Source organism: Burkholderia sp. BCC1996 (assembly GCF_905339955.1).
In the GTDB taxonomy this organism is placed as follows: domain Bacteria; phylum Pseudomonadota; class Gammaproteobacteria; order Burkholderiales; family Burkholderiaceae; genus Burkholderia.
Window position 1 is genome coordinate 1 of the sequence record NZ_CAJPHM010000002.1, and the last position, 24,356, is coordinate 24,356.

Consider the following 24,356-nt stretch of genomic DNA (forward strand, 5'->3'; position numbering starts at 1 on the left):
CTGATTTTCCACGAACTAACCTCGACATCTCCGTCGCTGGACGATGGTGAGGCCGCGACGATTGCCGTCGCCGCCTCCAGAAGGCTTCGGCCGGTTATTGATGAACGAAGGGGGCGAACACGCGCCAGCACACTACTGCCAGCGTTAGTGCCGCACTGGTCGCTAGACCTTCTTCGGCATCCGACGGTGATCGCCACACTCGGCGTTCAACACGCTGTCGACGCGCTTTATCACGCCCTACGCGACGGCCGCATGCGGATTCCATCGGAAAGTGTGGACGACGTTATCGCACTCATAGGCGTAGAGCGGTCGCGCGACTGCACGTGCCTCCCTGGGTATCGCGAACGATTTCTCGACAATCAGAACGCGTCCAATGAGGTGGGAACGTCAACGCGTCACGTTACGGCTGCCGCACGCCGATAATAATATCGTGGGGAAGGCGCGCTCCGCATGCACTCTGCAGCGGCACCATGGAGCACACGCGCTCTGCAACCACGCGGCAATGTCAACCTGTCGATACTTAACACACGAGTATTGCTACAATCATCTGAGTTCGGCTCGCCCCGAACAAAGGAATCGACACAAGCGGTTGAAGCCAGTGATTTGGATCACCGGCGGATTTTGTAGCGTTCGAACAATCTGTCGGCGATAGCCAACGACTCGGTATCGCGACGCTCCGCGACGGATGATGCTTTTAGCAATATGCTGTGCCAAACCCGAGCGTCCGTGTAGCACTCAGTCTCGCGAATGGGCCGGCACGTACAAAAGAGGTTACCCGGTTGAGCCACGATCTTACTCCGCAAGAAGCAATTGAGCGATTGGAGCAGCACTTCGGCTCTCGCGAAGAAATGCTGGCGCATACGCTAACCATTTTGTCCGCGTCGGGACAGCCGACGGACGTCACGTTCTACAGAAGAAGGCCCATTCTTGACGTGCGTGTCAGTACCAAGCTCGCCGCGGCGCGATTCTATGGGCTCGACAGCATCCTTCCGAGTCTGCTGACGCAAATTGAATTCTCCAACGGAGCGACAGCGGGACTGAATGAGATCTGGACCGTAAATCCGATGCCGGCGGAAGGTTTTTCGAAGGCAGACCTGGATGCTGTCGATCTTACAGAAGGGGACCAACGCGCCGGCCCCCGTGGCGAGACCATTAGGAAGATGATCAGTGACACATACCACTGCTCGGCGCAATCTGAGGTCGACTACTTTCTACGGCGATTCATCGCATCGTAGGAAGCAAATCCTAGATTAGCCCCTGCCTGCGTCAGTCTTCACCTATCGATTTGTTGAGCCGCGCAGGCATCTCCCACTGTGGTGGCGGTGGGTGAAGCTTTAGCTTTGCAATAAGTTCGCGCTGCTGTTGTAGCTCAGACCGGTCACGCAGATCGAGGCCTCCCTCGTAGGGTGTTAATCGATCCATCTCAGCATCCGCCGCATCAAATGCACCACAATAGGCAAGGACCACGGCATACTGACTGCGGACGGCAATCACGCGTCCTGCGAGCTTCAGCCCGAGGATAGTGGGCATCAAGTTCCGTTCGATAAATTCCCTCGCGCCAACGTAATCATGTCGAGCGATGAACTCGTCGACAAGGTCTTGACCTACTCGGACAAACGAATCTACGGAGTTGGCCATTGAATAAAACTTCAACGCATGGATCCGAGCGAGCCCAGCATGTCCGCCTATTGCGTTGATCGCCTTAGCCTGCAAATCCAAGGTATCGGCCAGGTGTTTGAGGTCGTCAGAATGATCGTGACCCTGCTCCAGAAGAGGAAAGATATACTCCGGGCTCTTTGCCATGACGTTACTTAAGGTGAGGCCAAGGAGGTCGTAGTATTCAACAATCAGATCAAGCGTCACCGTGACGCATTCGTTGATCATCTCCAGCTCGAACAGCGCATGCGCGTAGTTATACTTGGCAACACGCAGATGTTGGGGCGTTTGAGGCAACACGCGACTCAATTCGGTCATCGTAGCCTTCACAGTCGCTGCATCCTTTTCTCGCGCGGCGAAGATCATGCGCTTCATGCCGACGGCGAGCCGCTCCGATAGCCCCAAATCATTCTGTCGCACCAACTCGTCCATCTGGTCGAGCATGCGACGGATGTCACCTTCGTCACCTTGCTTGAAGTGCGCGAAGACCAGTCCGTCCAAGGCCCAGAACCGATCTTCTGCAGAAATATCCCCTGACGCAACGGCCTGATTGAGATAATCGGAAATCTCTTCCATATAGCCAAGCTCGTGAAAGAGCTCATCGGTCGCCACTTGAACCAATGGTTTGATGTCGCCTAATGCGACGAACATCCTCAACAACAAGAATACACGCTGACGATCATGATTCTGGGGAAGCGCCGTCATGAGGAGATCACGGATCGCTGCCTGCGCTTTCCGAACAACTTCGATTCCGAGACTATCGAGATGAGCACGACCCAGTGGCGCTATTGCATCATGGATCTTGAATCGATCGACACCAAAAACCTGAATGGCACCCGTCAATCGCAGTTGTCTAAATGCTGTGGCTGCGGCGGGGTTCTCCATTCCGAATGTGGCGTTAAGAATTGCACCTGCTTCAGCTTGACTGAGCGAAACGTCACTGAGAGCAAGCGCCGCAACCACGAGGCGCTCGTTGGCGCTGTAGCTCTCGAATACTTCAGCCAGAATCAGTTCTTGGACGGTCTCAACGATGTGCGTCCGCTCCTCGAGCGCCGAGCAAAACCGGGCGACCTCCCCTTCGTAATTTTCAGCCGCGATTTTTAGCGCATTCTGCGCATACAACGGCAGTCCACCCGTCAGTTTCAGGATGCGTTCATACGTTGTGTAGTCGGCTCGACACCCGAGCGACGCACCCTCGGCCGCGACGGTCTCGTTGTTCCACCCGAGAAGTGGCTCCGATCGGATGCCCAATGTTGCCTCTATGCGCGCGACCGCCGAATTCGGACGTGCGAGCAAAACATAATGCAGCTGCGACGAGGCATTGACCACCGAAATCAGATCACTGGCGGGTATGTTGTGGGCGTTGTCCAGCACTACGGTTGCACTAAGGTTATCTCCCGCAAGGTGGCGTCCAATTGCGAAAAGAATTTCCTTCCCGGTCGCTCCCGGCAACAAAATCTGGCCTAACTTCCCGCTGCTCGTCCCAAACAGCCGTGCTGCGAGTTCACGGGCGAGAGCCGTCGCGAGAGCAGTTCCGGAGACGTCGGTGGCGTCGTAATAGATCAGCCTATCGATACTATGCAAAGCCGTTTGTGACACCCAAGATGTCTTCCCAGCCCCCGAAAAGCCAGTGACCAGTCGAACTCGATCGGCCGATACGAGCGGGGGCTCCTTGTCCTGGGGGCGGTATCGAATCGGCGGCGCCGGGAAATCCTGCAATTGTATGACCAACTGCTCGAAAATCACCGGCAGATCTTCGACAATGAAGGCGTGGTTGGCATTGGGCGCTATCCCTGCGGACGCCGCCATGATCCGACCCGCGAGCTTCCAGACGAGCGTTTCGGGAGCCAGGATCGAAAAAGGTAACGTCTCGGCTGTCGCTCGGCAAGAAGCGAATCCATCAGAAACACTACGCCATGGCGCCGGCAGCGCAGGCTCTTTTACACCGACGCTGCCCGGCCAATGGAGCGAGACATCGGATGGCCACCCTTGGCTCCTCAACCTTTCTGACAATTCCGGTCCCGGTTCGCTATTTGCAACAATTGCGAACTTCGCCTCGCCGCTCCTGCGACCCACCTCGTGTTCGGCCCGGATTGAATTGAAGCGTGTAAGCGCGCTATCAATATCACTGAAGATCAGAGGCGAACTACGCGTCTTTACCTGCGCATAGATTCGTGCAGCTGAGAGCACCAGTTCGACGTCTTCGTCGTTCTCGACGATAACTTGCGTAACACCAGCACCTGGCGCCTGAAAAAGGCAGGCCAAGGCGTAAAGGTGTTGGTAAAGGAAGCCGCGATGCACAGCCTCGATTCGCGCAAGCTGGCGACTATCCAGGTTGAAACTTTCGAGACTCGTCATGCTTGACATGTTTCTCCGTCGTCCAAGATTACCCGCTAGCTAGGGCTACCGTCTTCGGGCCAAAGATCTCATTTTCAACGCCTGCCTCCGTCCACTGACAGGCAAGGCCACGCAAAGCAGCGATCGCCGCAGCGTTGCAGATTCTACCTTGCTCTCATTAGGCTGGAGCGGCTGCTGCCTGACTATCCGCACAGATCGCGCACTAAGTTCAGTTAGGTTGGGCTGCGGAACCGACACATTGCCAACTCAACGCGCCCGAAGCAGCGTTACCTGCCAGGGCGAGACCGATGCAGCGATGCGATCTGCATTGTTTTTCCCGACTGCAAAGACTCTCGAATAACCGCGACACAACCTGGCACGTTAACATCGGCATGGTAAATCGCGGCATAATTGGCCACCATTTGGGGGGAGGCTCGGTTCTCCGATCCTTCGATATCGACAGTTGGAAGTCCGCATCTCCCGGAACGATGCCGCGCGACAGCCTGGCTTGTGTCAAGTGAGATGCCAAACAAGCCGACGAGACCACTTTGAATGCGGGGCGAGCGTGGACAAATGCATGGCCCTTTCCCGGGAGCGGAAAATGAACTATTCAGGATCAAAGGACCATTCCGCTGACGACGCCGCATTGGGCTTTTACTTTCAGGCCTTCTATGCGCTATATGCTCTGCTCCAGCAACCCCACGATGATGCAACGGTTTGCCTCGAACGGCTGGACGACGTCGAAATACACGTGAACGGACAGCCGCTCCTGAGCCAGCTAAAGCATTCAATGTCAGCCTCGCCGCCGCCGATCACCCTGTCCTCGCGGGCATTGTGGAAAACTTTGAAGGCGTGGATCGACGTCCTGCCTCGCGTTAGCGTGACTGATACCACCTTTCAGCTGGTCGCTGTCGCTCCCCTCGGTAAGGACAAGGCACTGCAATGCCTGCTAGACGACACAGCAAGCCGGACTGATCTTCACGACGCACTGGTAACGGAAGCCGAACGCGTCATTTCGGAGCACACGACCGCAAAAACTGCGAAGCAGTCCCCGCTTCCTCACGTCGACCGTCTTCCTGGCTGCCAGGCATACCTCAAACTTGATGAATCCAGACGATACGCCTTACTGAAACAAGTGAGAATCAGTACGGGATTCTCCAATATTGTTCAGATTGAGGATGACATCGCCGCTACCCTGACTCTTTTCCTGCCCGATAATAGAGTCGCCATTGCCCAGCGACTCATCGGTTGGTGGGACAGGCAGACAGTCTATACGTTGGCCGGATCACGCGACAGGTTCATTAGCAAGATAGAGGTTCTCAAGCAGATTTCTGAAATAGCTGCCGAGCTGGAAAGGGATGAACTTGCGCCGGACTTCGAAACCCTCTTGCCTCCCGTCGAACACGAACCGGACTCGATGCTGGCGCGACAGATTGAACTCGTCAATGGAACGAGGAGCGATTACACAACAGCCAGACGGGAGCAATGGCGCGCTCACGAACAACGTTACATATGGTCCACCACCCGCCTTGATATGGCTGCGCGTCTCACCCGATACGACAGCATTCTCGAGGAAGCGTGGAAGGACAAACACGAACGTATGGTCGAAGATTGCGAGGAGCTTGATAGCAACGGAAAGCGTCTGGCTGGGAAAGCGCTACTGCGCTGGTCCAACGACGACGCATACAAGGAACTCCCCCCGCTTGCACGAAACTGGAGTGCTGCGTACTACGTCAGAGGTACATATCAAACACTTGCTATTGAGCTGCGCGTCGGATGGCATCCGGAATTCGAAAAATTGCTAGGTAAAGGAAAATGAGAATCGCCTTCGACCTCTACGCCCAAACCAATCCCGCGTTCTGTGCCGCGGTGCTTGCGGAATTCTGCGAGACCTATCGAAAGCGCATCGATACTTCGCCGTCTCTGGTTACAGCCTATCTTATTCTGCCCATCACGATGTCCGAGGATCTCGCGTCAACTTTCGAAGGCACCAATGCCCGGACCGGATTCTCGGTTTGGCTTCATCGCAATCCACAGTTGTGCGATGGCCTCGCGAAACGCATCAACGGGACCCTCTCGGTTACCTCGGACGCGATACGATTTGGTTGCATCTCAAAGCAGTTGTTTCTTGGTACCGATGGATTACTCTCATCGCTTAACAGGAAGCTGCCAAAAACAACGAGCGACGGTGCGATCGACCCCGCGTTTTCACGCGCGCGTCTGCTTGGCGCCTGGATCGCCGAAGCGGGATCGCCTCGGGCTGTCATGGAAGGATTTGGAGTCTCTGTATGAACCGCTGGAACGTCGAACGAATCTTCTTTCTCGGTGTCGATGATCGTTTTCGCGAGATTGTTCTGCAACCCGCACGTGTCAACGTGATCACCGGGGCATCTGGAACAGGCAAATCTGCCATCATCAAGGCGCTGGACTACTGCCTCGGCTCGTCAAAGTGCACCCTGCCTGCGTACGTCCGACGTCATAGCCTTGCCGTCGGCGTCAAATGGGTGCGTGGGCGAGATGAACTCATCGCGTGTCGCTTGATCCCCGGCGTAGGGCGTAGCGCGAGTGAATACATGTATGTCACCACGGGCAAGGCCCTGGACGTTCCACGACGCGTCGAGAATTTCGAAGGCAGGACCAACGTCGAAGCCGCCAAAGGAATGCTGGAACGAGCATTCGGTATTGGCGACTCGAGCGAATCCTCCACCCTTCAATATCAGAAGCGCGACCGCGCCACAGTACGTCATGTCACGCCCTATATTTTTGTGACGAAGGAAGTCATCGACAGCGAAACGGTACTTTTTCACGGTCTTGATGACAGCCGCAAGGCCAACGGCATTATCTCAACGATGCCCTACTTTCTCGGCGTCAGCACCGAAGAATCGGTAGCAGCTGAACGCCAACTGCGTCTTCGTCGCAAGGAGCTTGAGGCGGAGACAGCGCGTGAGGACGCGAGACGATCAAACGATAATCTCCTCAAACAACGCGCGAGAATTCTGCTACTGGAGGCACATGAGGTCGGGCTCAGCGCGCCCCCTCCTGCTGACGCGAACGAACTGGAACTGGTCGAGTTCCTGAACGCCGCCGTAACCACCCAGTCTCCCACTCCCCCCTATCCGAATGAGGGCGAGGTAGCCATCCTGCACGAGCGGCGGCGCAACGTTCTTACCGAATTTAACCGGACAAAGCGGAGTTACCAGGCTGCGGTCGTCGCCGCTCGCGAGTCAGCCGGATACGAGAGCGCAATAGGCCGACAATTGGACAAGTTACGGATAGTCGAACATCTGAATCTTGATGACGTCTCCGCCTCCTGTCCAGTATGCCGGTCGCCGACGGATGAGGGGGTGAAAATAGCGACCGCGTTGAAGAGAACGATATCCACGATAAGAGCCGAGAGCAGTTCCATTCAACGAATCCGGCCACAACTTGACGGAAAGGCGGCACAGCTTGACGAGCGCGCGCAGGAATTGAGCGGTGAACTACGGGAGCTCGACGCCACGATTGCTGCCGCCCTCGCACGCATCAAGGAAAGCCAGCGACTGGCAGATCTTGCACAACTTCAGTCCTACGTACGAGGAAAGGTGACGTATTTCCTCGAGACGCTGGATGATCGACTGCTCGCACCGGCAAAAGACTTCAGCTCATTGCATGACGAAATTGCACGCCTCGAAGGGCTTGTCGACGTGGCGAACAGACGCGTGCGTCTGCAGCGCGCAGAAAGCACGATATCGCAGTTCGCGTCCGAGGCTTTTTCCGGACTGCCCAAAGCGCAGCCCTGCATCGATGCAGAGCTCATTTTCTCGTCCCGAGAGCCTCGTGTCTCCGTCGCCGAGCCAGGTGCCGCTGGCGCCATCCTTTCGATGACCGATGTCGGGTCAGACGCGAACTGTCTGGCTGTACATGTCGCATTGTCTTTTGGCTTGCAGCGATATTTTGAGAAGGAGCGTCGTCCGGTGCCAGGACTTCTTGTGCTCGACCAGATCAGTCGGCCTTATTTTCCGAACCGCACAGCGCAGGCTGCCATCAAGCAGGGCAGCAAGGTCCATAAAGTTGTCGACTACGCCGACGAGGGCGATGACGACACCGATGGACCGGACGTTGTTTCCATCAGTGCGGATGACGAGGATTTTCAGGCTATGCGGCAGCATATTGATTTCCTATTCTCTGAAGTCGACAGACGAGATGACCTCCAGGTACTTCTGCTCGAGCACGCCTATTTCTTTGACGATCCCCGCTACGTGAATGCGACGAAGTATCGCTGGACGCGCGCGTCGGGAGAAGCACTGATTCCAACCGAATGGCCGCGCCGCTCCGACACGCGCTGATCACCCGCGCGCCCCTACCCCCGATTTCCAGATTGGCCAGCAGATCGGCGATGCCGAGTTGTATCTCTGGTCGATCGCGGCGGCGGCGCAGGCCTTAAAAAACGCGCCGCTCATATCGGCATCGGTACGCCAAAGTCGCCACCACAATACCTCTGCTCGGAATGCACGAGAACAAACTGATCATCCATCCCACGGGCCCCGTTTTTCTCTCCAGCTCGTGCACCGTAGCGATGTATCGCAAGCTCGAGCAAGCTCGTGACCAGAACGCGATCGCTGCTTTCATCGAGCAACGCTTCACCGAACGGTACCTGACTCCGATTCAGGTCGCCCCCTCGAAGAAAAACGGCTTTACGATCATGGCAGTGAGCTGTTTAATGATCGAAGCTATCGAGTGCTTTGCTCGAGGTTGGGGACAGTCAAACGGACGGTCTAGGAAAGCGTTCAAGGGGTTCTTCTCACGATGGCCAGCATTTGAATCTTTCGTCCCCGTCGCCGACGAATTTTACGAGCATATACGCTGCGGTATCCTCCATCAGGCGGAAACCACCGGCGGATGGCGCATACGTCGATCTGGTCCAATGCTGCTGGAAAAGACAATCAATGCCACCGCATTTGCGAATTCGTTGCGTCTCGTACTTCGACAATACGCCGATCAGTTGCGTGAAAGCGAGTGGCAATCGGAAATATGGACTGCGTTGCGCGCAAAAATGAAAACAATCTGTGAAAACGCACAGCCGGAAAAGCAACGCGATTTTCAGGAGCAGCACCTCTGATCCCGCATAGATCCGCAAACTTGATTGTTAGCGTGTCATCCCGTCATAGCCAACCTCATCAAATCTGTCACGCATGGTTTTGCGCTCAGGAACGGCCGCAGCAAGCCGGGTGATGGCAACCCTGCTGGCCGCGTCGAGGCCGGCTTCAAGGTGCGGACACCGGCACATGCGCAATCGCTTCAGATGATCTGCAGACGACAGGACTCCTTCCCATTGTCGAACGTCGCCTTCACTGAACGCGTCATATTATCGGTGAGTGATTTTTCCAAGTTGGCGCCTCGCAGTCAATCGTACAATGACCTCGCTTCACGCGAGCGGAACTGTGTGCCCACACAAGTACATGCCACAGCAAGCAAGCGCACGATCACCAAGTTCCCTTTGCCGGATAGGAAGATGCAATGAGTGAATTCTCGACCCTCAAAAACGGACAGATGCTCGGACCTGACGATGCAATCATATCCTCGGTCGCTCAGGTTGCCCTGAACAGCGCGAGGAGATTCAAGGATGACTATCTGCAGCTCAGTCGTTCGATGTTCGAAAGCAGGGATGTCAAGAACGGCCTGTCCCACGCGGGTGAGTTCGGACGGTTCCGAGAAAAGCTGCTGCAATCTTTCTTGAAACAGTTCCTGCCGGCACGACTCGCTGTCGGCGATGGGTTTTTGGTGCCCTTCTTGGAGCGCCGGAGTACCCAATGCGACGCAATCATCTACGACCGCGACACCTCTCCGCAACTGGAAAGTCCAGGCGGACTAGTCATGTTCCCGCCCGAGGTCTGTGCTGCGGTAGGAGAAGTGAAATCGAAGTTGTCTTTCGACGCGGCTAAAGAAGCGCTTGCGAAGCTCAGTGCCGCAAAGAAGGTGCGACACGACATGACCGTTTTTTCGCTCCCTGTAGCGCCGACTGTCGCCGTCGTCATCGACAGGGAACGATTTCTGGCCATCGATCGAGAATACGACGACTACAATTCGGGCCCTCTGCATCGGGTTGAGGCGGCGTCGTCTCTCTACACCCCCGACAAGATTGAGGAGCAAGCGTTGGTAACGTTCCTTGTTTGCGAGGAGATCGAGTTTCCTGCGCCTGATCCGAATAGAAGCGAAAAAGCTAACTTCGATCGAAACATCAAGGAACTCATCAGAAGTGCCGGAAGCGCACCCTTGCGACAGAATTTCATTCTTAGCTTGAAACAAGGATTCCTTTCGTATTTCTTTAGCATACCAGATGAATCTGGCGATAATGTGCGCTCTATACCCTACCCGTACCCAGTCCAAACGGTGAAGAGGATTCATGGCACCAACGACGACTTGCCTACCGATTGCGGTCTTCGTTGGCTGCCTGCGAACGACGACCACCGCCACATCATGCAGTTCGCGTCAGAACTTGCGATTGCGGTGAGCCGGGTCCCAATTTACCCGTTCTCGCCACATTCTCATGCACTCGACCCCAAAGCCTACTCATACGATTTTTTCACCGGCCCGTGAGAGCCATGGGACTCGGCAAGTCGATGCCGCGCGTTGGCCGTACGAGGAGCGCTTCGACGCGCGGCCCCTGGAACGTGCCGCGATGAAGATCTGCAGCGACGACCAATCGGCCTCCTCCCTAGGCTTGCGGGCCATGAGCCCTCCAGCGCAGAGCATGGCACGTGCGGCCACGAATTTGCGTTCGCTCGATTGGTTCTCGCGATCAGCCTCTTTCGTGAAATCGTCGACGGCGGTCAGGCACTTCACGCGCCGGCCGTTGGAAAGCGCATCCATCACGAAATCGATTGACCACACCTCGTTGGGTGCGCCCGGCAATGCCAGTTGCTCGCGCTCAATCATTACGCCGTGGCGCTTGCGACGGCGCCGCACAGCCAGCCCTGCCTCACGGTACTCAGCTGAAAATTCTTTGTTCGAACCCGCTTCGTTGGCGATTCCTCGTGCGGTAGCACTCGCCCGTCGACTTCGATGCAAACGCAGCCTCCCCAGTGCCCGGCCACCAGCCTCCCCAGTACCCGGCCAACCCGCGGCATGGCATGCACCCGACTCCCAACTTCCCGCCCTTGACCCGCGACCGTAGCCAATAGCGGGCAGACATCAAGGGGCGAGGGACCGTGTTGCCCGCACCCCTCCCTCGCCTTTTTCCTTGACGCCTGCCCGCTATCGGCTCCCCCAGTCGCACGGGCGGGAACCCGGGAGTCAGGCAGCAGCAAGACCAACCCCGAGTTCCACCGGGAGGTGTCCAGCCGCAACGGCAAGGCACCTCTCCTCGCCCGGTTCAGGTCCTCAACCTTGACTGTGGAGATCACCATGCAACTCGCTTCCTCTTTCCATTACAGCGCCCCGATGCTGCGCGCCGAGTCGCCCCTCTCGGACGATCAGATTCGACGCGTCGCCCCATCCATTTTCGCGGACGGAAAGCACGAAAGCCGTTCGGAGCGCTACACCTACATTCCCACCATCGACGTGCTGCGCGGTCTGCGCAACGAAGGCTTCCAGCCGTTCATGATCTGCCAGACCCGCGTGCGCGATGCCAGCAAGCGCGAATTCACCAAGCACATGCTCCGGCTACGCCATGCCGACCAGATCACCGGCGAGGAAGCCGACGAGATCGTGCTGCTGAACTCGCACGACGGCACCAGCAGCTATCAGATGCTCGCCGGAACATTCCGGTTCGTGTGCCAGAACGGCATGGTCGCGGGCGAGAACATCGCCGATATCCGCGTGCCGCACAAAGGCAATGTGGTCCAGAACGTGATCAACGGCGCGTTCGACGTGCTCGACGGCTTCACCCTGATCCGCGAGCAGAAAGACGGCATGCGTGCCGTGTCACTCGAGCGCGACGAACAGTATGCGTTCGCGCGCTCCGCGCTCGCGCTGCGCTATGACTCGACCGATGCCGACGTCCCAGCCCCCATCCGCGAAAGCCAGTTGCTGGCCCCGCGCCGCTTCGAGGATCGCCGCGACGATCTCTGGACCGTGTTCAACCGCGTGCAGGAGAACCTGACCAAGGGTGGCCTGCACGGCCGTTCCCGCTCGGGCCGTGCGATGTCCACCCGCCCCATTACAGGCATCGACCAGAACGTGAAGCTCAACCGCGCGCTGTGGATGCTCGCGGACGCCATGCGCCAGATGAAGGCGTAGCGACTTCAGGGCGACGCATTTGCGTTGCCCTGCTTCGTAGCTTTGCGCCATGACGCCCGTCGGGTCACGTCCTGACGCATTCGCCCCTTACTGGCCCGGCATCTTTCTACTCTCAGGAGTCGAATATGCAAGCCCAATCTGTTGAAGCCGTCACCACGGCCCTCGACACCGCCGATCTCGCCGCCGAACCCGCCGTCGCGCGCGAAACGAACTTCGGCAATGAACAGCCGGTCGTGACCGTGCCGTATTCCAGCCTGCAACGTTCCCCGTTAAATGTACGCACGAAGGCACCATCCGGCATTGCCGGATTGGCCGCCAATATCCGTGCCAAAGGCCTGCTGCAAAACCTCGTGGTCCACGAGATCAACGCCTGTGGTTCGAGGCGAACGAGTGGCAGCGCCAGCCACACTATCTGCGGCAGACGATCACCCACGCCGAGATCGATGCGAGCCGCAACCGCCTCGTGCGTTTTGTCGGCCTCGCCGCCTACGAGGCAGCGGGCGGCTACGTGCGCCGCGATCTCTTTTCCGACGACGAGCACGCGGGCTATATTGCCGAGGCCGACCTGCTGCAGCGTCTGGTCGCGCAGAAACTCGATGCGGCGGCTGCAACGGTGCGTGCCGAAGGCTGGGGCTGGACAGAAATGCGTGTGGAGCGCGACGTACTGGAACTGAACCGTTACGGCCGACTGCGTCAGGGTCAGCGCCCGTACACCTACGACGAGCAGCGCGAAATCGACGCCCTCACCGCGCAACGCACCGAATTGAGCGACAAGCTCGACGCGCTGCCGGAGGACGACGAGGATGCCTACGAGGAAGCCGAGCGCCTCGATGCCGAAATCGGGAGCGTGGAAACCGCGATCCGTGCGCTCGCAAGCTGCGCCATCGAGTGGGATGCGTCGCAGATGGCGGAATCCGGTGCGTTCGTGATCGTCGGCCCGCAGGGCGAGCTGGTCATCGAGCGGGGTCTCGTGCGACGCGAGAACTGCGCGGCACTCGACGCAGCAGGCGCGACCGTGACCGGCACACCCGAAGCGGATGCACCGGACACGACGGATCCGGCTGATGCAGCTGACACGCCGGCCAAGGCCAAGCCGATCCATAGCGCGACGCTCTGCCAGCGGCTGAGCGCGCACCGTACCGCCGCCGTCCATGCTGAACTGATTGCGCAGCCTGCCGTCGCGCTCGCGGCACTGTTGCGCCATCTGATTCCGCAGGCGCTGCCCGAGCACTATCGCCCCGCCTTCGCGCCGCGCTATCTGGCGCTGACGGGCGATAACAACCACGACCGCCTGCTGCACGCGGCGGACGACTTGCCAGTCAGCCCTACGTGGAACGCCATCGAGACGCAGCGCACGCGCTGGATCGGCGAATTACCGGCGAATCCGGCCGATCTGCTACCGTGGTTGCTCAGACAGGATGCGCATACGACGCTGCTCGACCTGCTCGCCTTCTGTACGGGCACCCTGCTTGACGGCATCGCGACATCCGACATGCCGCATGCGATCAACGGGCTCGCCGACGCGCTGAACCTCGACATGACGCGATATTGGGCACCGACCCCGCGCCGCGTACTTCGACCACGTCAGCAAGGCGCGCATCGTGGACGTCGTGTCCGATGCCGTGTCGCCCAAGGTAGCGGCCGACCTCGCCAAGATGAAAAAAGGCGACGCGGCGGCCGCTGCGGAACTGCGCCTCGCGAACGCGGCCTGGTGAGTAGCCCCAGGGAATTGCACCCCGAGGCTCTCCCAGAACCGTACGTGAAGCTCTCACCTCATACGGCTCCCATTATCCAACTGCATTACGAACAACTCGCCAATGGTAGAACAGCCTCGGAGAAATTCTCTTCATCTTGCCGAGCCAGTGCGCACTCTGCCGCTTTCTCCGCGACAGATGCTTGTATTTGCGCTTCGCCCATTGCCCCAGCCTCCAGTCTAAATACGCCGAAAGCTTGAGCATTGCCGTCCGATAGAATGTCCCGTAGTAATTCCACCACCCTCTTATTGTCGCGTTGCATTGCTCTGCGAGATCATTCAGCGTTACCGACGTTCGTCGGTGCAGCCGCCAGCTACGCACCGTCTGTCTCATCCGCTTCAGCGCATCGCTACTTACTGCCGGCAAGAAATTCGTGAATCGCCGACCGTATTTATTGATCGCCTCCCGCGGACGAAACGTAAAGCCCAGAAACGTAAACTGCACGTCCGGATACTCTCCGGTGCGATTGCTATCCCTGCAATACACTACCTTCGATTTCTCTGGATGCATCATGAGTCCACATGCGTCCAGCCGCGATGCGATGGCCTGCATCACGGCTTCCGCCTGCGCCCGAGTTCGGCAGTGAATCACTGCGTCATCCGCGTAACGCGCGAACGGGCAGCGTGCATACTCGCGCTTCATCCAGCTATCAAATGCGTAGTGCATGAACAGGTTCATCAGGATCGGACTGATCACCCCGCCCTGCGGTGTCCCGCGCGTGCGTGGCGTAACTCCCTCTGCCGTTTCGAACGGCGCAGTCAGCCATCGTTCGATGTACAGCAGAATCCAGTCCTCCCTAATGTGTCGCCTCACCGCCTTCATCAGCAGCGTGTGATCGATCTGATCAAACGCTGCCTTGATGTCAAACTCAACGACCCAGTCATATCGCCAGCAACGCTCACGCGTTACCGCAATCGCCTGTTTCGCCGACTTACCCGGCCGATACCCATACGAATCTTCATGGAATAGCGGATCGAGAGTCGGCTCAATCATCAGCTTGACGGTGGTTTGGGCAACCCGATCCGACACGGTAGGCACCCCCAGTTTCCTGGTTCCGCCCTTCGCCTTCGGAATCTCTACCTGCTTCACTGGCGGCGGGAAGTACGACCCCGACGACATCCGGTTCCAAAGCTTGTATAGATTCCTTGACAGGTCCTGCTCGAACATGGCGATCGTTTCATCATCCACGCCGGCAGCCCCGCGGTTGGCCCTTACCAATTGATAGGCCTCCCACACCGTGCGCTTCGCAATCTCATACGGTTTTGTTGATTTCATGCCGCTCATCCCCGCTGATGCAGGTTGGCGACGTTCGTCAACTGGATAACGTTGCCCCTTCGCTCCACCCTCATTACAAGGGTTTCAACACTACTACGAGCAACTCCGCCCCTTGCCCTGACATCGGTATTCTTCCTCATGGTGTCTGCCACTTGTCATTTCCCTTTACATTCAGGACAAGGTTCTCACGTTCCGTACCAAAGCCTGTGTTGAGCTCATGCCGCCTATACACCGACTGCCATCGGGTCCGTAATCAGGTGACGTCCCGACTGATCCTGGAGCGGGAGCCCTGCTCCAGTTTTGGCAGCACCTTAGATTTCTAACGATGCGTCGTCGAACGGTTCGCTTGCGCTCATCTTCTCAACACGTACCTGCCACCCTTCCCGGGTGACTTTTCCACGGTCGCTCACCACCACGCCTTTTGGACGCAGCAGCACCGGGCGGTTTGAAGCCTGCTCCTGAAAGCCGACTTCGGGAGGCCTTCTCCCATCTTCAGTACAGCACCGCAGGCTCGCGCCTGCGTTCGTGACACACGGCTCCCGGAAATCCTTACCGATCGTGCACTTCCGGCGACGCCCTCATGGGCGATCTGCGAGGACGATGACGAGGACGGCGGCGAGGAATGCGACGGCACCGAGGAAATCGACGGCGATGAGGATGCGGGACATGACGACACGCGCGTCAATCACGCGGCTCACGATATCGAGCCATCGAGAGACACCGCCGAACGGCCGCCGTGGCCTTTCCCGACCAGCGAATCGGTAACGGCCGCGCGCATTGACTCGGACGTCGCGTAACCCGGCTGTCCCGTTTGGCGATTCGCACCCGGCGGGTGGTGCCCCCACCACCCGCCGGATGTCACCAGCAACATCACACAGAGGATGGCTATACCTGCCAGCCAGAGCCAGCGCATCGTGCGCGCAAAACGCCGCTCCATCGCCGCTGCCAACGCGTCCACCCGCGCCGCCGCCGTGTCGATCGATTGTTCGAACGCGCCTATCGCCTCTTCCAGCCGCGCGTGTTGCTCGCGCCCCGAAATCGCCGCCGCGCCGATCAGCCGATTGCCCGCCGAGCGCGCGACCTGACCGGCCAATCGTTCGCTCAGGGCGGTCAGTGCCGTCTCGTTGAGCGTGCCCAACGCTTCACGGTACCGCGCCTCATGTTCCTGTATCAGGTTTTCCGCCAACGTGATCGTTGCCTTGCACCGCTCTAGCGCGTCGCGATGTTGCTGCAATAGCGCGTCGGTGACACCTCCGACCTCTCGCCGCACCGCGTCGAGACTCCCTTTGCCCGCCCATCGAATACGCTCCGGCATCGCCTCATACAGGCGCGCGTAGTATTCCAGCACCGCGAGGATCGACCAGAGCGCGTCGTTGTCTTTCAGATTCAGGACGCTCGACACCCGACGCATACGGGCCAGACTTGCCTCGTCCGGCACTTCGCCGGACACCTCCTGAAACAAACCAACGAGCGGATCGACTGACCGCCGACGGCTCATCACCCGCCCCTGGCGGTGCCGATCATGGTCGAGAACATCGCGTCGCACCGCGATCGCCAGCGCAGCAGTTCCGCCCGTTCGCCGATGTGCAGGGTTTCCGATGCCGCGCGAATCGACATCCGCTGACTGCGCAGTTCGTCGGCGACGCGGTCTGCCAGATCCGGGAAGTCGAGCGTATGTCCTCGCGCTTCGATTGTTTTGCGAAGCTGCGACGCCTGATACAGCACGAACTTGTCCGGCGCACCGAAATAGCCGTTACGCACCACATGGATCGTCGCGTCGGGAAAGGTGGGGCTGAACGCGCGCAACAGTTCCAGACTGTCGCGCTGCCGGTTAATCACCCACAGCACAACGAGCTCACGCCGCAGTTCGCCGAGCGTACTGCTAAGTGTCGCGCCGAAGCGCGCGACGCCCGTCTGGCTGCGCGCCGCGGTGTTGACGACGACAGCAGCATCCCGACGCTCGTCGCAGAAGTTGACTAGGCCGATCCAGCCCTCGGCTTCATCCAGGCTATAGGCGATGCACGGTAGCTCGTCCTGAACCGCTTTCATTACGTCGGGATTGGACGTATCGGTCTCGACCAACGCGACGGGAAGATCGCGGCGCTGCAGGTAGTCGACCAGCGCGAGCGAGACCAGGCTCTTGCCCACACCGCCCTTGCTGCCGCCCACTAGATAGATCGGGTAAGTCGTCGCCATACGCGTCCTCTACAGGTTCTCGGTGTCCGGCGCGATCTCGAACGAGAACGCGTCCTGAATCACCATGGTCCCCGGTTGGGTGGCTGCCGTTCCTCCGTCCTGTCCACCTTGATTTTCTGCGTGATCCGCGCGCGGCGGTCTCGTGTGCTTGGACTTCCTGATGCGCGGTGATGCAGTCGTCCGATCCGCCGGGCCGGTCTTTGATGCTGTCTCGCCCCTGCAGTCTTTCGCAGTGCGTTGCATTGCGTAACGTAAGGTGCTGGCGCTGATGTCGATACCCTCTTGCGCCAGTTGCTGAACAATCTCGTCGAGCGTGTAGCCCTTGTGTTGCGCGCCACGGATCTGAGGCTGCATCGACTGCACCGCATCGCGCACCGTGACGTGATGCTCGTGTGTGGGCTTGTCCGGCAGCGCGTCGAGACGGCGCGCGGCGGCGTCCCATTGGGCCTGAGTAAAACGCTTCACGACCGGCATCATCCGCCTCGACGCACTGCCTTTATGCCATCTTGCGGATGGCAGTGAGAGCCGTCAATGCCCGAAAACAGGCCTGATTGGTTACATCGGAATGCCTGAGAACGGACCGACATAGCACGGCATTGAAAATTATTTTTGCGTCGTCGCGTACGGGCAACACGGACTGGGCATTGCCGACGAACAGCTGTTTACGAGGGACGCCCACGGTCATGAGCGTGATGCAGCACATGCCTACGGCGATGTACGCGACCGGCGCTTGGACACTAGCTTTTCTGTTTGCGCTCGTGCCGACAAACTGGCGTACTCGACACCATGCTTTTCTTGCGCCACGAGAGACCGACTCGATCGCTGACGCCTCGCTCAACGATGAGTTTTCCTACGTCAGGTGGCCTACGGATTGCCATGACACGACTCGTGTCGTTCGCGATCTTTTTCGTTTCCTTCAGTTCGTTTTATCGCGCGACACGGGCCATTTTCCTGCGTGTATGAACGTGTCTTTTTTGCAGCCACGGCTGCATCTTTCTGCACATCCACAGCTCGCCACGCTCCGTAATTGACGAACAGCGAGAATAAAGACAAAAAGATAAGGGATGGAATATCAGGGACTTTCGGCGCTGCGGCGCACCGCTAGCGCACGCGACGGCCCACGTCGCACAATGTGCCGTCTTCTCTCGAATGACGAGGTGAGCTCATGAACAGTCCCTTCACAATCGGTATTGATCTGGCCAAGGAAGTCGTCGCGATCTGCGTGCTCGACGAATGCGGCGCGGTCCGCGAGCGACGCGTACTGCGGCGGGCCGCATTCGAACGCTGGGCGGTCCGGGCGCCCGCAGGCACCATCGCCATGGAATCGTGCAGTTCGGCCCATCACTGGGGCCGCTGGTTCTCGAGGCGAGGTCATGCCGTCCGCTTGATCGCGCCGGAATTCGTCACCCCGTTCCGCAAAGGCGGCAAGAACGATGCCGCGGATGCCGAAGCCATCGCGGTCGCGGCCCGCCAACCCACGATGCGATTCGTCACCATCAAGACGGTCGAACAGCAGGCCATCCTGAGCTGGCACCGGGCCCGTCAGGGATGGGTTGACGAGCGCACCGCCTTGATCAACCGCCTGCGAGGCCTGCTCGCCGAGTTCGGTATCGTGCTGGGCCGCTCCCGCTCAACGTTGCGCACCGCACTGCCCCACCTCACCGAGGACGCACGACTGCCCGTGCAAGTCCGAGCGCTGCTGCTGGAAGCACGCGAGCAGTTCACCGCGCTCGACGTACGCGTGGCGCGCTGCGACGCCGAGATTGCCGCACATCTGGTCGACAATGCCCCGGCTCAACGCTTGCGCGCCCTCCTCGGCATCGGGCCGCTTACCGCCAGCGCGCTCGTCGCCACGGTCTCCAATGCGTCCAGTTTCAAGAATGGCCGACAGTTCGGCGCGTGGCTCGGCCTGACGCCACTGCAGCACAGTTCTGGTGGCAAATCCCGACTGGGCAAGGTGACCCGGCACGGCGACGGCTACCTGCGCGGTCTGCTGGTGCAAGGCGCACGCAGTGCCCTGCAGTCGGCCCTGCGCTGTCTGCCCGAGCGCCTCTCCCGCCTCGGACGCTGGATCGTCGAGCTGTTTCACCGCAAGGGCTATCACAAGACGCTCGTCGCGATCGCCAACAAACACGCCCGCATGCTATGGGCGATGTTGGCCCACGACGAAACCTACGATCCGCTCGCCTGGCAGCGCTACCGCGCGCCGGCGGCGACCGTGTAGTACCACGTAGTTCCTTCCTCCTTGCTGCACCGTGCGATAGCAACATGAGGTCAGACCGAACGGGAGAAAACCCCGGCTATCCTGCTGGCCAGCCCCATGCGCGGCGGTTGATCGCCGCTGCGCAGGCTGCGTCTCGGATGGAATTGGGAGCTCCCGGGCGGCTTCGATATGATGGCCCGCGCCGGTGGTTCTGGGCGTGACAAGGCCGGTTACAGGGATGCAGTCTGCCACCTCTACGGCTAAGCACATACGCAGCGACTACCGCCTCACGACAACGGAGCAGCGATCCACGCACAGATTGAACACGTCGTACACCGTACCGCGCAAACGTCCTGCGTAAAGGTTCACACCTTCGCGCACCTCCCGCTTGCGTCCGAAAAGCCAATAACAAGTAGAACTGCACAAATGCGACGCACATCGAGCACAAACGCTGCGATCGCATGACGCAGAAAAAATACACCAATGAATGCATCACGCGTCCAGCAATCCTGCACACGTCACGCAGGAACTGCGTGCTGGCAACACAAATAGATCGTGCAAGCCGCGTGGATCAAGAACCCTTCCGGCCACGAACATCGCCGGCCCACAAACTCATTGACACACAGCGAAAGTCCTTACAGCAGGATAGGCTTGCGCCGGTTTTTGGCGCCATTGCACTTCACCGCGACAAGACATTCTCTTTCCACCAACCACATCACTTTCGAATTCAGCACCTGCAGCGTGAGCACGCAGCACCAGGCACTGGGAAATTTTGAATGTCATCACCATGAACGCAGATTTTCAATAATCTGGATAACGATATTGTTGCGCTCACGGAACGGACGTCTATATTTGAAGGAGTGGCAGTCAGCACGCCGCATTTCGCTGCGCTTTCATGTCGACCAACGAGGCACCACCGGGACCAGCTCTGGAGGAACATTCCGTGGAATTTCTTAAACTTGCGATCGATTTTTGCACAATCATTGCCATTGCGAAGGGCATTCAGCTCTTCAGCCATCACGTTCGACGCCAGTACGGCTACAGTTTTTTCACGGTACGTGGCTTTTGGCTCGCCGCGATCGGCATCAATCTCGTGTGTTGGGGATATTTCGGATGGGGCGCCGCCCTGCTGCGCCATGAACCGACGTGGAGCGGCCTCGTACTGATGGCAACGGGGCTTGCGGTAGTGATCCGGTTGATCTACGAAAACGTTCGGGGTACAGGTGCGACATACGGTTTCTGCGGATCAGTGCTGCAGCTCATATTGTTTTTCCCGGTGGCACTCTACGGCATCCCGCTTCTTGCGATTGCGTTGCTGTTTCTGCTCTTTGCGACATTCAAGGCCGGACCAGCATGGTTCGCTGATCGTGAATAAATAGGTGCCTGGGGGCCGCAGTGCCGATGCAGCTGACCATGAGCAAGATCCTCGCAACCGGTCGAATCACCATCAGAACATGGCTCAACGGATCACCCCCTGGTTCCACGACTCCAGAAGACCGCGGCCCAGGTTGAACAAATGACGCCACGCAACTGATCGTGTTCTGGATTTTCCTACACTTAAGATCGGGTATCGCAGCATGATCGCTGTCACCCCACGCACGGACATCAACGCTCCATATCCCGAGTCGCGTCGTCTAAACGATCTGAGTCCGGTCCCAGTCTGGTCGGCTGCTCGCGTCCATTATCCGGATTGCGCCCTACCACTGGCCGCTCTCGTTGCACCGGCATGGCCCCCACGAAGTACGCCATTTCAACGGCCATCAAGCGATCCTCGCGCACGCGCGACCTTGCCATCGCGTAGGCCATCTCCCGCCACGCGGTGAATATACCGCCCTGTGCGACCCATTGTGCGTCGCGCTGAGCATCGGTCGGCAGCGGTTTCCAGTACCTCGGCGTTTCGCCGCGTGCGACCATATGAACGACAGCCTGCTTCGGATAGCGTTGCGTTATGCCGCGAGCACGCCGAGGCGTCGCATTTGCCTCGACGCCATACTCCCGCAGTTGCTCTGCAAAACGCTCGCGCCATCGCTGCAGGTCCATGTGGCGCGGATTCAGGCGGCGCCCGTTAGGGCCATGTACCTGGACACTCAGATGAACATGCGGATGCGCTTCGTCGTCGTGTGCAGCGAAAACGTACGCACGCCCGTCGCCGAACTCAAGTGCCGCGAAATCGCGCGCCGCATCACGCACGGCTTTTCGATCCGTTCCGGGCGGCATCGACAGCAGGATGTTGAAAGTTTCACGCCGCGTACTGGCCTCCGGGATGCCCCAGCCGCCCAGTTGCCATGTCTTTACGAGATCGCTCAGCGCATCCTTGCCTTTAATACGGTTGCCGTTCTGATCTTCCAGTTCGATCCGGCCGTTACGGGAGATATAGCGCAAATGCCGACGTACTGCTCCCATGCCTTGCGCACTCCCCGCCTTGTTGGTGATCTTGACCATGACCTCCGGGGTACGCCTGAGCGTGCGGGCGACCCGAGCGCGCATGAGGGCGGCGGCATTGCGAATATCCACATGTGAGAGCCGCGCGGCACGCGCATGTCGTAGTGGCTCCTGAAACAGGCGGTCACCCCAGTTCACGAGCATCGCATCGATGTAGATCCTCGGATATGGCATGTCAGCGGCTCCATCGGTCAAGATTCGCGCGAATGATGACAGCCGCCGTACGCAGGTGTTCATTAACGCGCCTACGCAACCCTACCCATTCGGACCTCAACTCCCAACGGGCCGGCTCTGCCTCGTCGGCCCGTGCAAGTTGGCCCAACAGACGGCCGATCTCGGCAAGCTGCCGATTTGATACGGATAGGGCATGCAATTCGGGCTCGCCCAACTGCGGCTCTCGTGTCAATTGTGCACGAATTAGCGACACGATCCAGCGATTACCGTGCAGGCCCATTGCCATCGCATGTCGTTCGACAGCACTCCGTTCTGCAATAGTCAGCCGGATTTCGATACGCGTGCGCGGCTCCCCGACCACCGGCCGAGGTAAGCCGCACGTGGTCGTGCCAGGTTCCCGGGCCGCATCTTCACGGATAGCGGTTGCAACCAGCTGGCGCACGCCCTCGCCTGCGGTCAAACCTCGGCGCGCACACCAGTCTTCCCAGTGTGACCTGAGTGCACCGAGCTCGACGCACAGACGCTCGCGGCCGACCACGATTCACCTCAGCGAGATGGTGATGGCGGTGACGGTTCGCCAGGCATTCGCTCGATCTCTCGGGTAGGCGTGCGTTCGGAGGTCCGATGCTTGCGACGATTCCGGTCCGATGGCGCGTTCGGATCAAACACCTTCGGCGTCGGTACCGGGATGCCCTCGCGCTGGAACGCGACCAACATGCGCTCCGCACGCTTCTGTACCCGAGCAACGGAACGCTGACTGAAACCCTGCTCGCGCATAGCTGCCGTCAGCACGGCCAGATGCAGTGCCCCTTCATCTCCTGAATAGGGCGCGTCGTAACGGCCTTGAAGCTCTGGCTCCCCGACCGGGGCAACGTGTGAATCCGCAGATCGGGCTTCTTCGCCCGGCGGGTTTTCTGATTGCCGCGCGACAGAAACATCACGCCCCCGCTGCGCGACTTCCACCTGCCACGTATTGCGGTAAACGTCTTTCTCGTCTTCGCCAATCACCCGTCCTTCGTCATTCAAAATCGGCACTCGAACCGTGACGAGGCGTTTGCCGAGATTCTCGAGCATCACCTGCTGCCCGATTTGAGCATTCGCTTCACGCACCGCGCGCTCGAGATCGACACCCCACACCACCTGATCGATTCCAGTCTCGTCGCGAAACACGACGTAATACGAGCCGCTGCGCGCCGGATTGTGTTGGTATGGTGCGCCACCATGCTCACGCAGTTCCCCGACGTAGCGCCGTGGACCATCGATCTCGTCGTGTGCAGCGTTCTGGTTTCCCTCGGGAATAGCCGATTCAGAAGCGGCCGGACGGCGTGGTGCAAATGAAGGAGATGGGTTGACGGCCATCCTTGCGTCGACGCGAGGCGCGGATGAAACCATCGTTCGATCATCTAGGCGACCCGGTGCGTTCGCGACAGGCGGTGACCCGACGTGTGCCGCCACCTCGATGCGATTGTCCAACCGCGCCTGCCGTGCATCCGCCAGACGCGCCAGATCAGCCGCTTTTGGCTCGTAGCCGCTCACCTCGATGCCGAGCAGCGTGCCTTGCAGCCACGCCTCGCCGCGAAATACCTCGTGCCCGGACACTCGAATGCGCCGCCACGACTTCGCATGCGCCATGTCGATCATGGACTCGACTACGTCCGGGCGGTTGTGCTCGGTAACGAGATACGGCCCCAGATCTTCAAATGCCAGCTGATACGGCGCGTCCTTCAGGAAATACTGGTTGCCGGTACGCAGGTAGCGCTTGCGTACTCGTTCAGGCGGTTGGTCGAGCAGCGCACGGCCTCGATTCGTCTCGTCCGGTATCCCGTTCGGCGACGGAGTCTCGGCATGCTGGGCGACGGTGGCATCATCGCGGATCGCCTTCTCTCGCAATCTAGCCAGGGCAACGTCGAAGTCCCGTCGGCGTCGAGCCGATACTGCTTCTTTCGCGGCCAGATTCAGCCTCTCATGACGTTCGTCCACCGCAGCTGGACCTACACTATCACCCGTTAAATCCTGTTCAATCATGTTGATAACCGGATCGGCTTCATCGGCGGCAATTCTCTGGGCCATGTAACTACCTCGCATTTTCAAGATCGGCATTG

General features: G+C 59.0%; 17 protein-coding genes and 2 pseudogenes. 11 read left to right on the top strand and 8 right to left on the bottom strand.

The features are described from left to right. A pseudogene (locus U4Z64_RS02120) lies at positions 1–423 on the top strand (hypothetical protein); the annotation flags it as partial. A 356-nt stretch (positions 424–779) separates the two neighbouring features. Beyond that, positions 780–1,235, top strand: a complete 456-nt coding sequence (locus U4Z64_RS02125) for a hypothetical protein (protein ID WP_321819123.1) — start codon at positions 780–782, stop codon at positions 1,233–1,235. Between the two features lie 31 nt (positions 1,236–1,266). Here U4Z64_RS02125 and U4Z64_RS02130 read toward each other — a convergent pair whose 3' ends face one another. Further along, complete coding sequence (locus tag U4Z64_RS02130) at positions 1,267–4,014, bottom strand: ATP-binding protein (protein ID WP_321819124.1); 2,748 nt, start codon at positions 4,012–4,014, stop codon at positions 1,267–1,269. A gap of 580 nt (positions 4,015–4,594) precedes the next feature. Here U4Z64_RS02130 and U4Z64_RS02135 point away from each other — a divergent pair. From U4Z64_RS02135 to U4Z64_RS02155, 5 genes are all read left to right on the top strand, one after another. Further along, positions 4,595–5,812, top strand: coding sequence for an ABC-three component system protein (locus tag U4Z64_RS02135; RefSeq protein ID WP_059708103.1), 1,218 nt, complete (start codon positions 4,595–4,597; stop codon positions 5,810–5,812). Further along, entirely contained in the window at positions 5,809–6,285 is a 477-nt protein-coding gene (locus U4Z64_RS02140) for a three component ABC system middle component (protein ID WP_155635515.1), read from the top strand. Before U4Z64_RS02135 ends, U4Z64_RS02140 begins: the two co-directional genes overlap by 4 nt. Further along, positions 6,282–8,318 (top strand): DUF3732 domain-containing protein, encoded by a 2,037-nt coding sequence (locus tag U4Z64_RS02145; RefSeq protein ID WP_059708107.1) that lies wholly within the window; start codon positions 6,282–6,284, stop codon positions 8,316–8,318. The genes U4Z64_RS02140 and U4Z64_RS02145 overlap by 4 nt, the downstream gene beginning before the upstream one ends. A gap of 230 nt (positions 8,319–8,548) precedes the next feature. Further along, positions 8,549–9,091, top strand: a complete 543-nt coding sequence (locus U4Z64_RS02150) for a hypothetical protein (RefSeq protein WP_321819125.1) — start codon at positions 8,549–8,551, stop codon at positions 9,089–9,091. 398 nt (positions 9,092–9,489) lie between these two features. Then, a complete protein-coding gene (locus U4Z64_RS02155) occupies positions 9,490–10,569 on the top strand; it encodes a DUF6602 domain-containing protein (protein ID WP_321819126.1) in 1,080 nt (359 codons plus the stop codon). A 204-nt stretch (positions 10,570–10,773) separates the two neighbouring features. Here U4Z64_RS02155 and U4Z64_RS02160 read toward each other — a convergent pair. Then, positions 10,774–10,959 (bottom strand): annotated as a pseudogene (locus U4Z64_RS02160) (IS3 family transposase); the annotation flags it as partial. Positions 10,960–11,376: 417 nt separating this feature from the next. On the opposite strand from U4Z64_RS02160, the gene U4Z64_RS02165 reads away from it, so the two are divergent. Continuing rightward, positions 11,377–12,210, top strand: a complete 834-nt coding sequence (locus tag U4Z64_RS02165; protein WP_321819127.1) for a DUF932 domain-containing protein — start codon at positions 11,377–11,379, stop codon at positions 12,208–12,210. A 125-nt stretch (positions 12,211–12,335) separates the two neighbouring features. Further along, a complete protein-coding gene (locus U4Z64_RS37580; RefSeq protein WP_415750548.1) occupies positions 12,336–12,884 on the top strand; it encodes a ParB N-terminal domain-containing protein in 549 nt (182 codons plus the stop codon). A 1,113-nt stretch (positions 12,885–13,997) separates the two neighbouring features. Here the strand turns inward: U4Z64_RS37580 and ltrA are convergent. The 4 genes from ltrA to U4Z64_RS02190 form a co-directional block, all read right to left on the bottom strand. Then, on the bottom strand, positions 13,998–15,248 hold the full coding sequence (gene ltrA, locus U4Z64_RS02175; RefSeq protein WP_321819128.1) for a group II intron reverse transcriptase/maturase: 1,251 nt from the start codon (positions 15,246–15,248) through the stop codon (positions 13,998–14,000). A gap of 685 nt (positions 15,249–15,933) precedes the next feature. Further along, positions 15,934–16,785 (bottom strand): hypothetical protein, encoded by an 852-nt coding sequence (locus U4Z64_RS02180; RefSeq protein ID WP_415750549.1) that lies wholly within the window; start codon positions 16,783–16,785, stop codon positions 15,934–15,936. Continuing rightward, complete coding sequence (locus U4Z64_RS02185) at positions 16,737–17,435, bottom strand: protein mobD (protein ID WP_321819129.1); 699 nt, start codon at positions 17,433–17,435, stop codon at positions 16,737–16,739. Before U4Z64_RS02185 ends, U4Z64_RS02180 begins: the two co-directional genes overlap by 49 nt. Positions 17,436–17,444: 9 nt before the next feature. Further along, positions 17,445–17,912, bottom strand: coding sequence for a hypothetical protein (locus U4Z64_RS02190; RefSeq protein WP_321819130.1), 468 nt, complete (start codon positions 17,910–17,912; stop codon positions 17,445–17,447). Positions 17,913–18,600: 688 nt separating this feature from the next. Here U4Z64_RS02190 and U4Z64_RS02195 point away from each other — a divergent pair. Beyond that, a complete protein-coding gene (locus tag U4Z64_RS02195) occupies positions 18,601–19,659 on the top strand; it encodes an IS110 family transposase (protein WP_321819131.1) in 1,059 nt (352 codons plus the stop codon). A gap of 922 nt (positions 19,660–20,581) precedes the next feature. Continuing rightward, complete coding sequence (locus tag U4Z64_RS02200; RefSeq protein ID WP_321819132.1) at positions 20,582–21,013, top strand: hypothetical protein; 432 nt, start codon at positions 20,582–20,584, stop codon at positions 21,011–21,013. Positions 21,014–21,243: 230 nt separating this feature from the next. On the opposite strand, the gene U4Z64_RS02205 is transcribed toward U4Z64_RS02200, so the two are convergent. Together U4Z64_RS02205 and U4Z64_RS02210 are read right to left on the bottom strand one after the other, a co-directional pair. Next, positions 21,244–22,254, bottom strand: coding sequence for a relaxase/mobilization nuclease domain-containing protein (locus U4Z64_RS02205; RefSeq protein ID WP_321819133.1), 1,011 nt, complete (start codon positions 22,252–22,254; stop codon positions 21,244–21,246). A gap of 546 nt (positions 22,255–22,800) precedes the next feature. Then, the gene (locus U4Z64_RS02210) at positions 22,801–24,324 is read right to left on the bottom strand and encodes an LPD7 domain-containing protein (RefSeq protein WP_321819134.1); all 1,524 of its coding nucleotides are present in this window, start codon (positions 24,322–24,324) and stop codon (positions 22,801–22,803) included. Positions 24,325–24,356 lie beyond the last annotated feature (32 nt).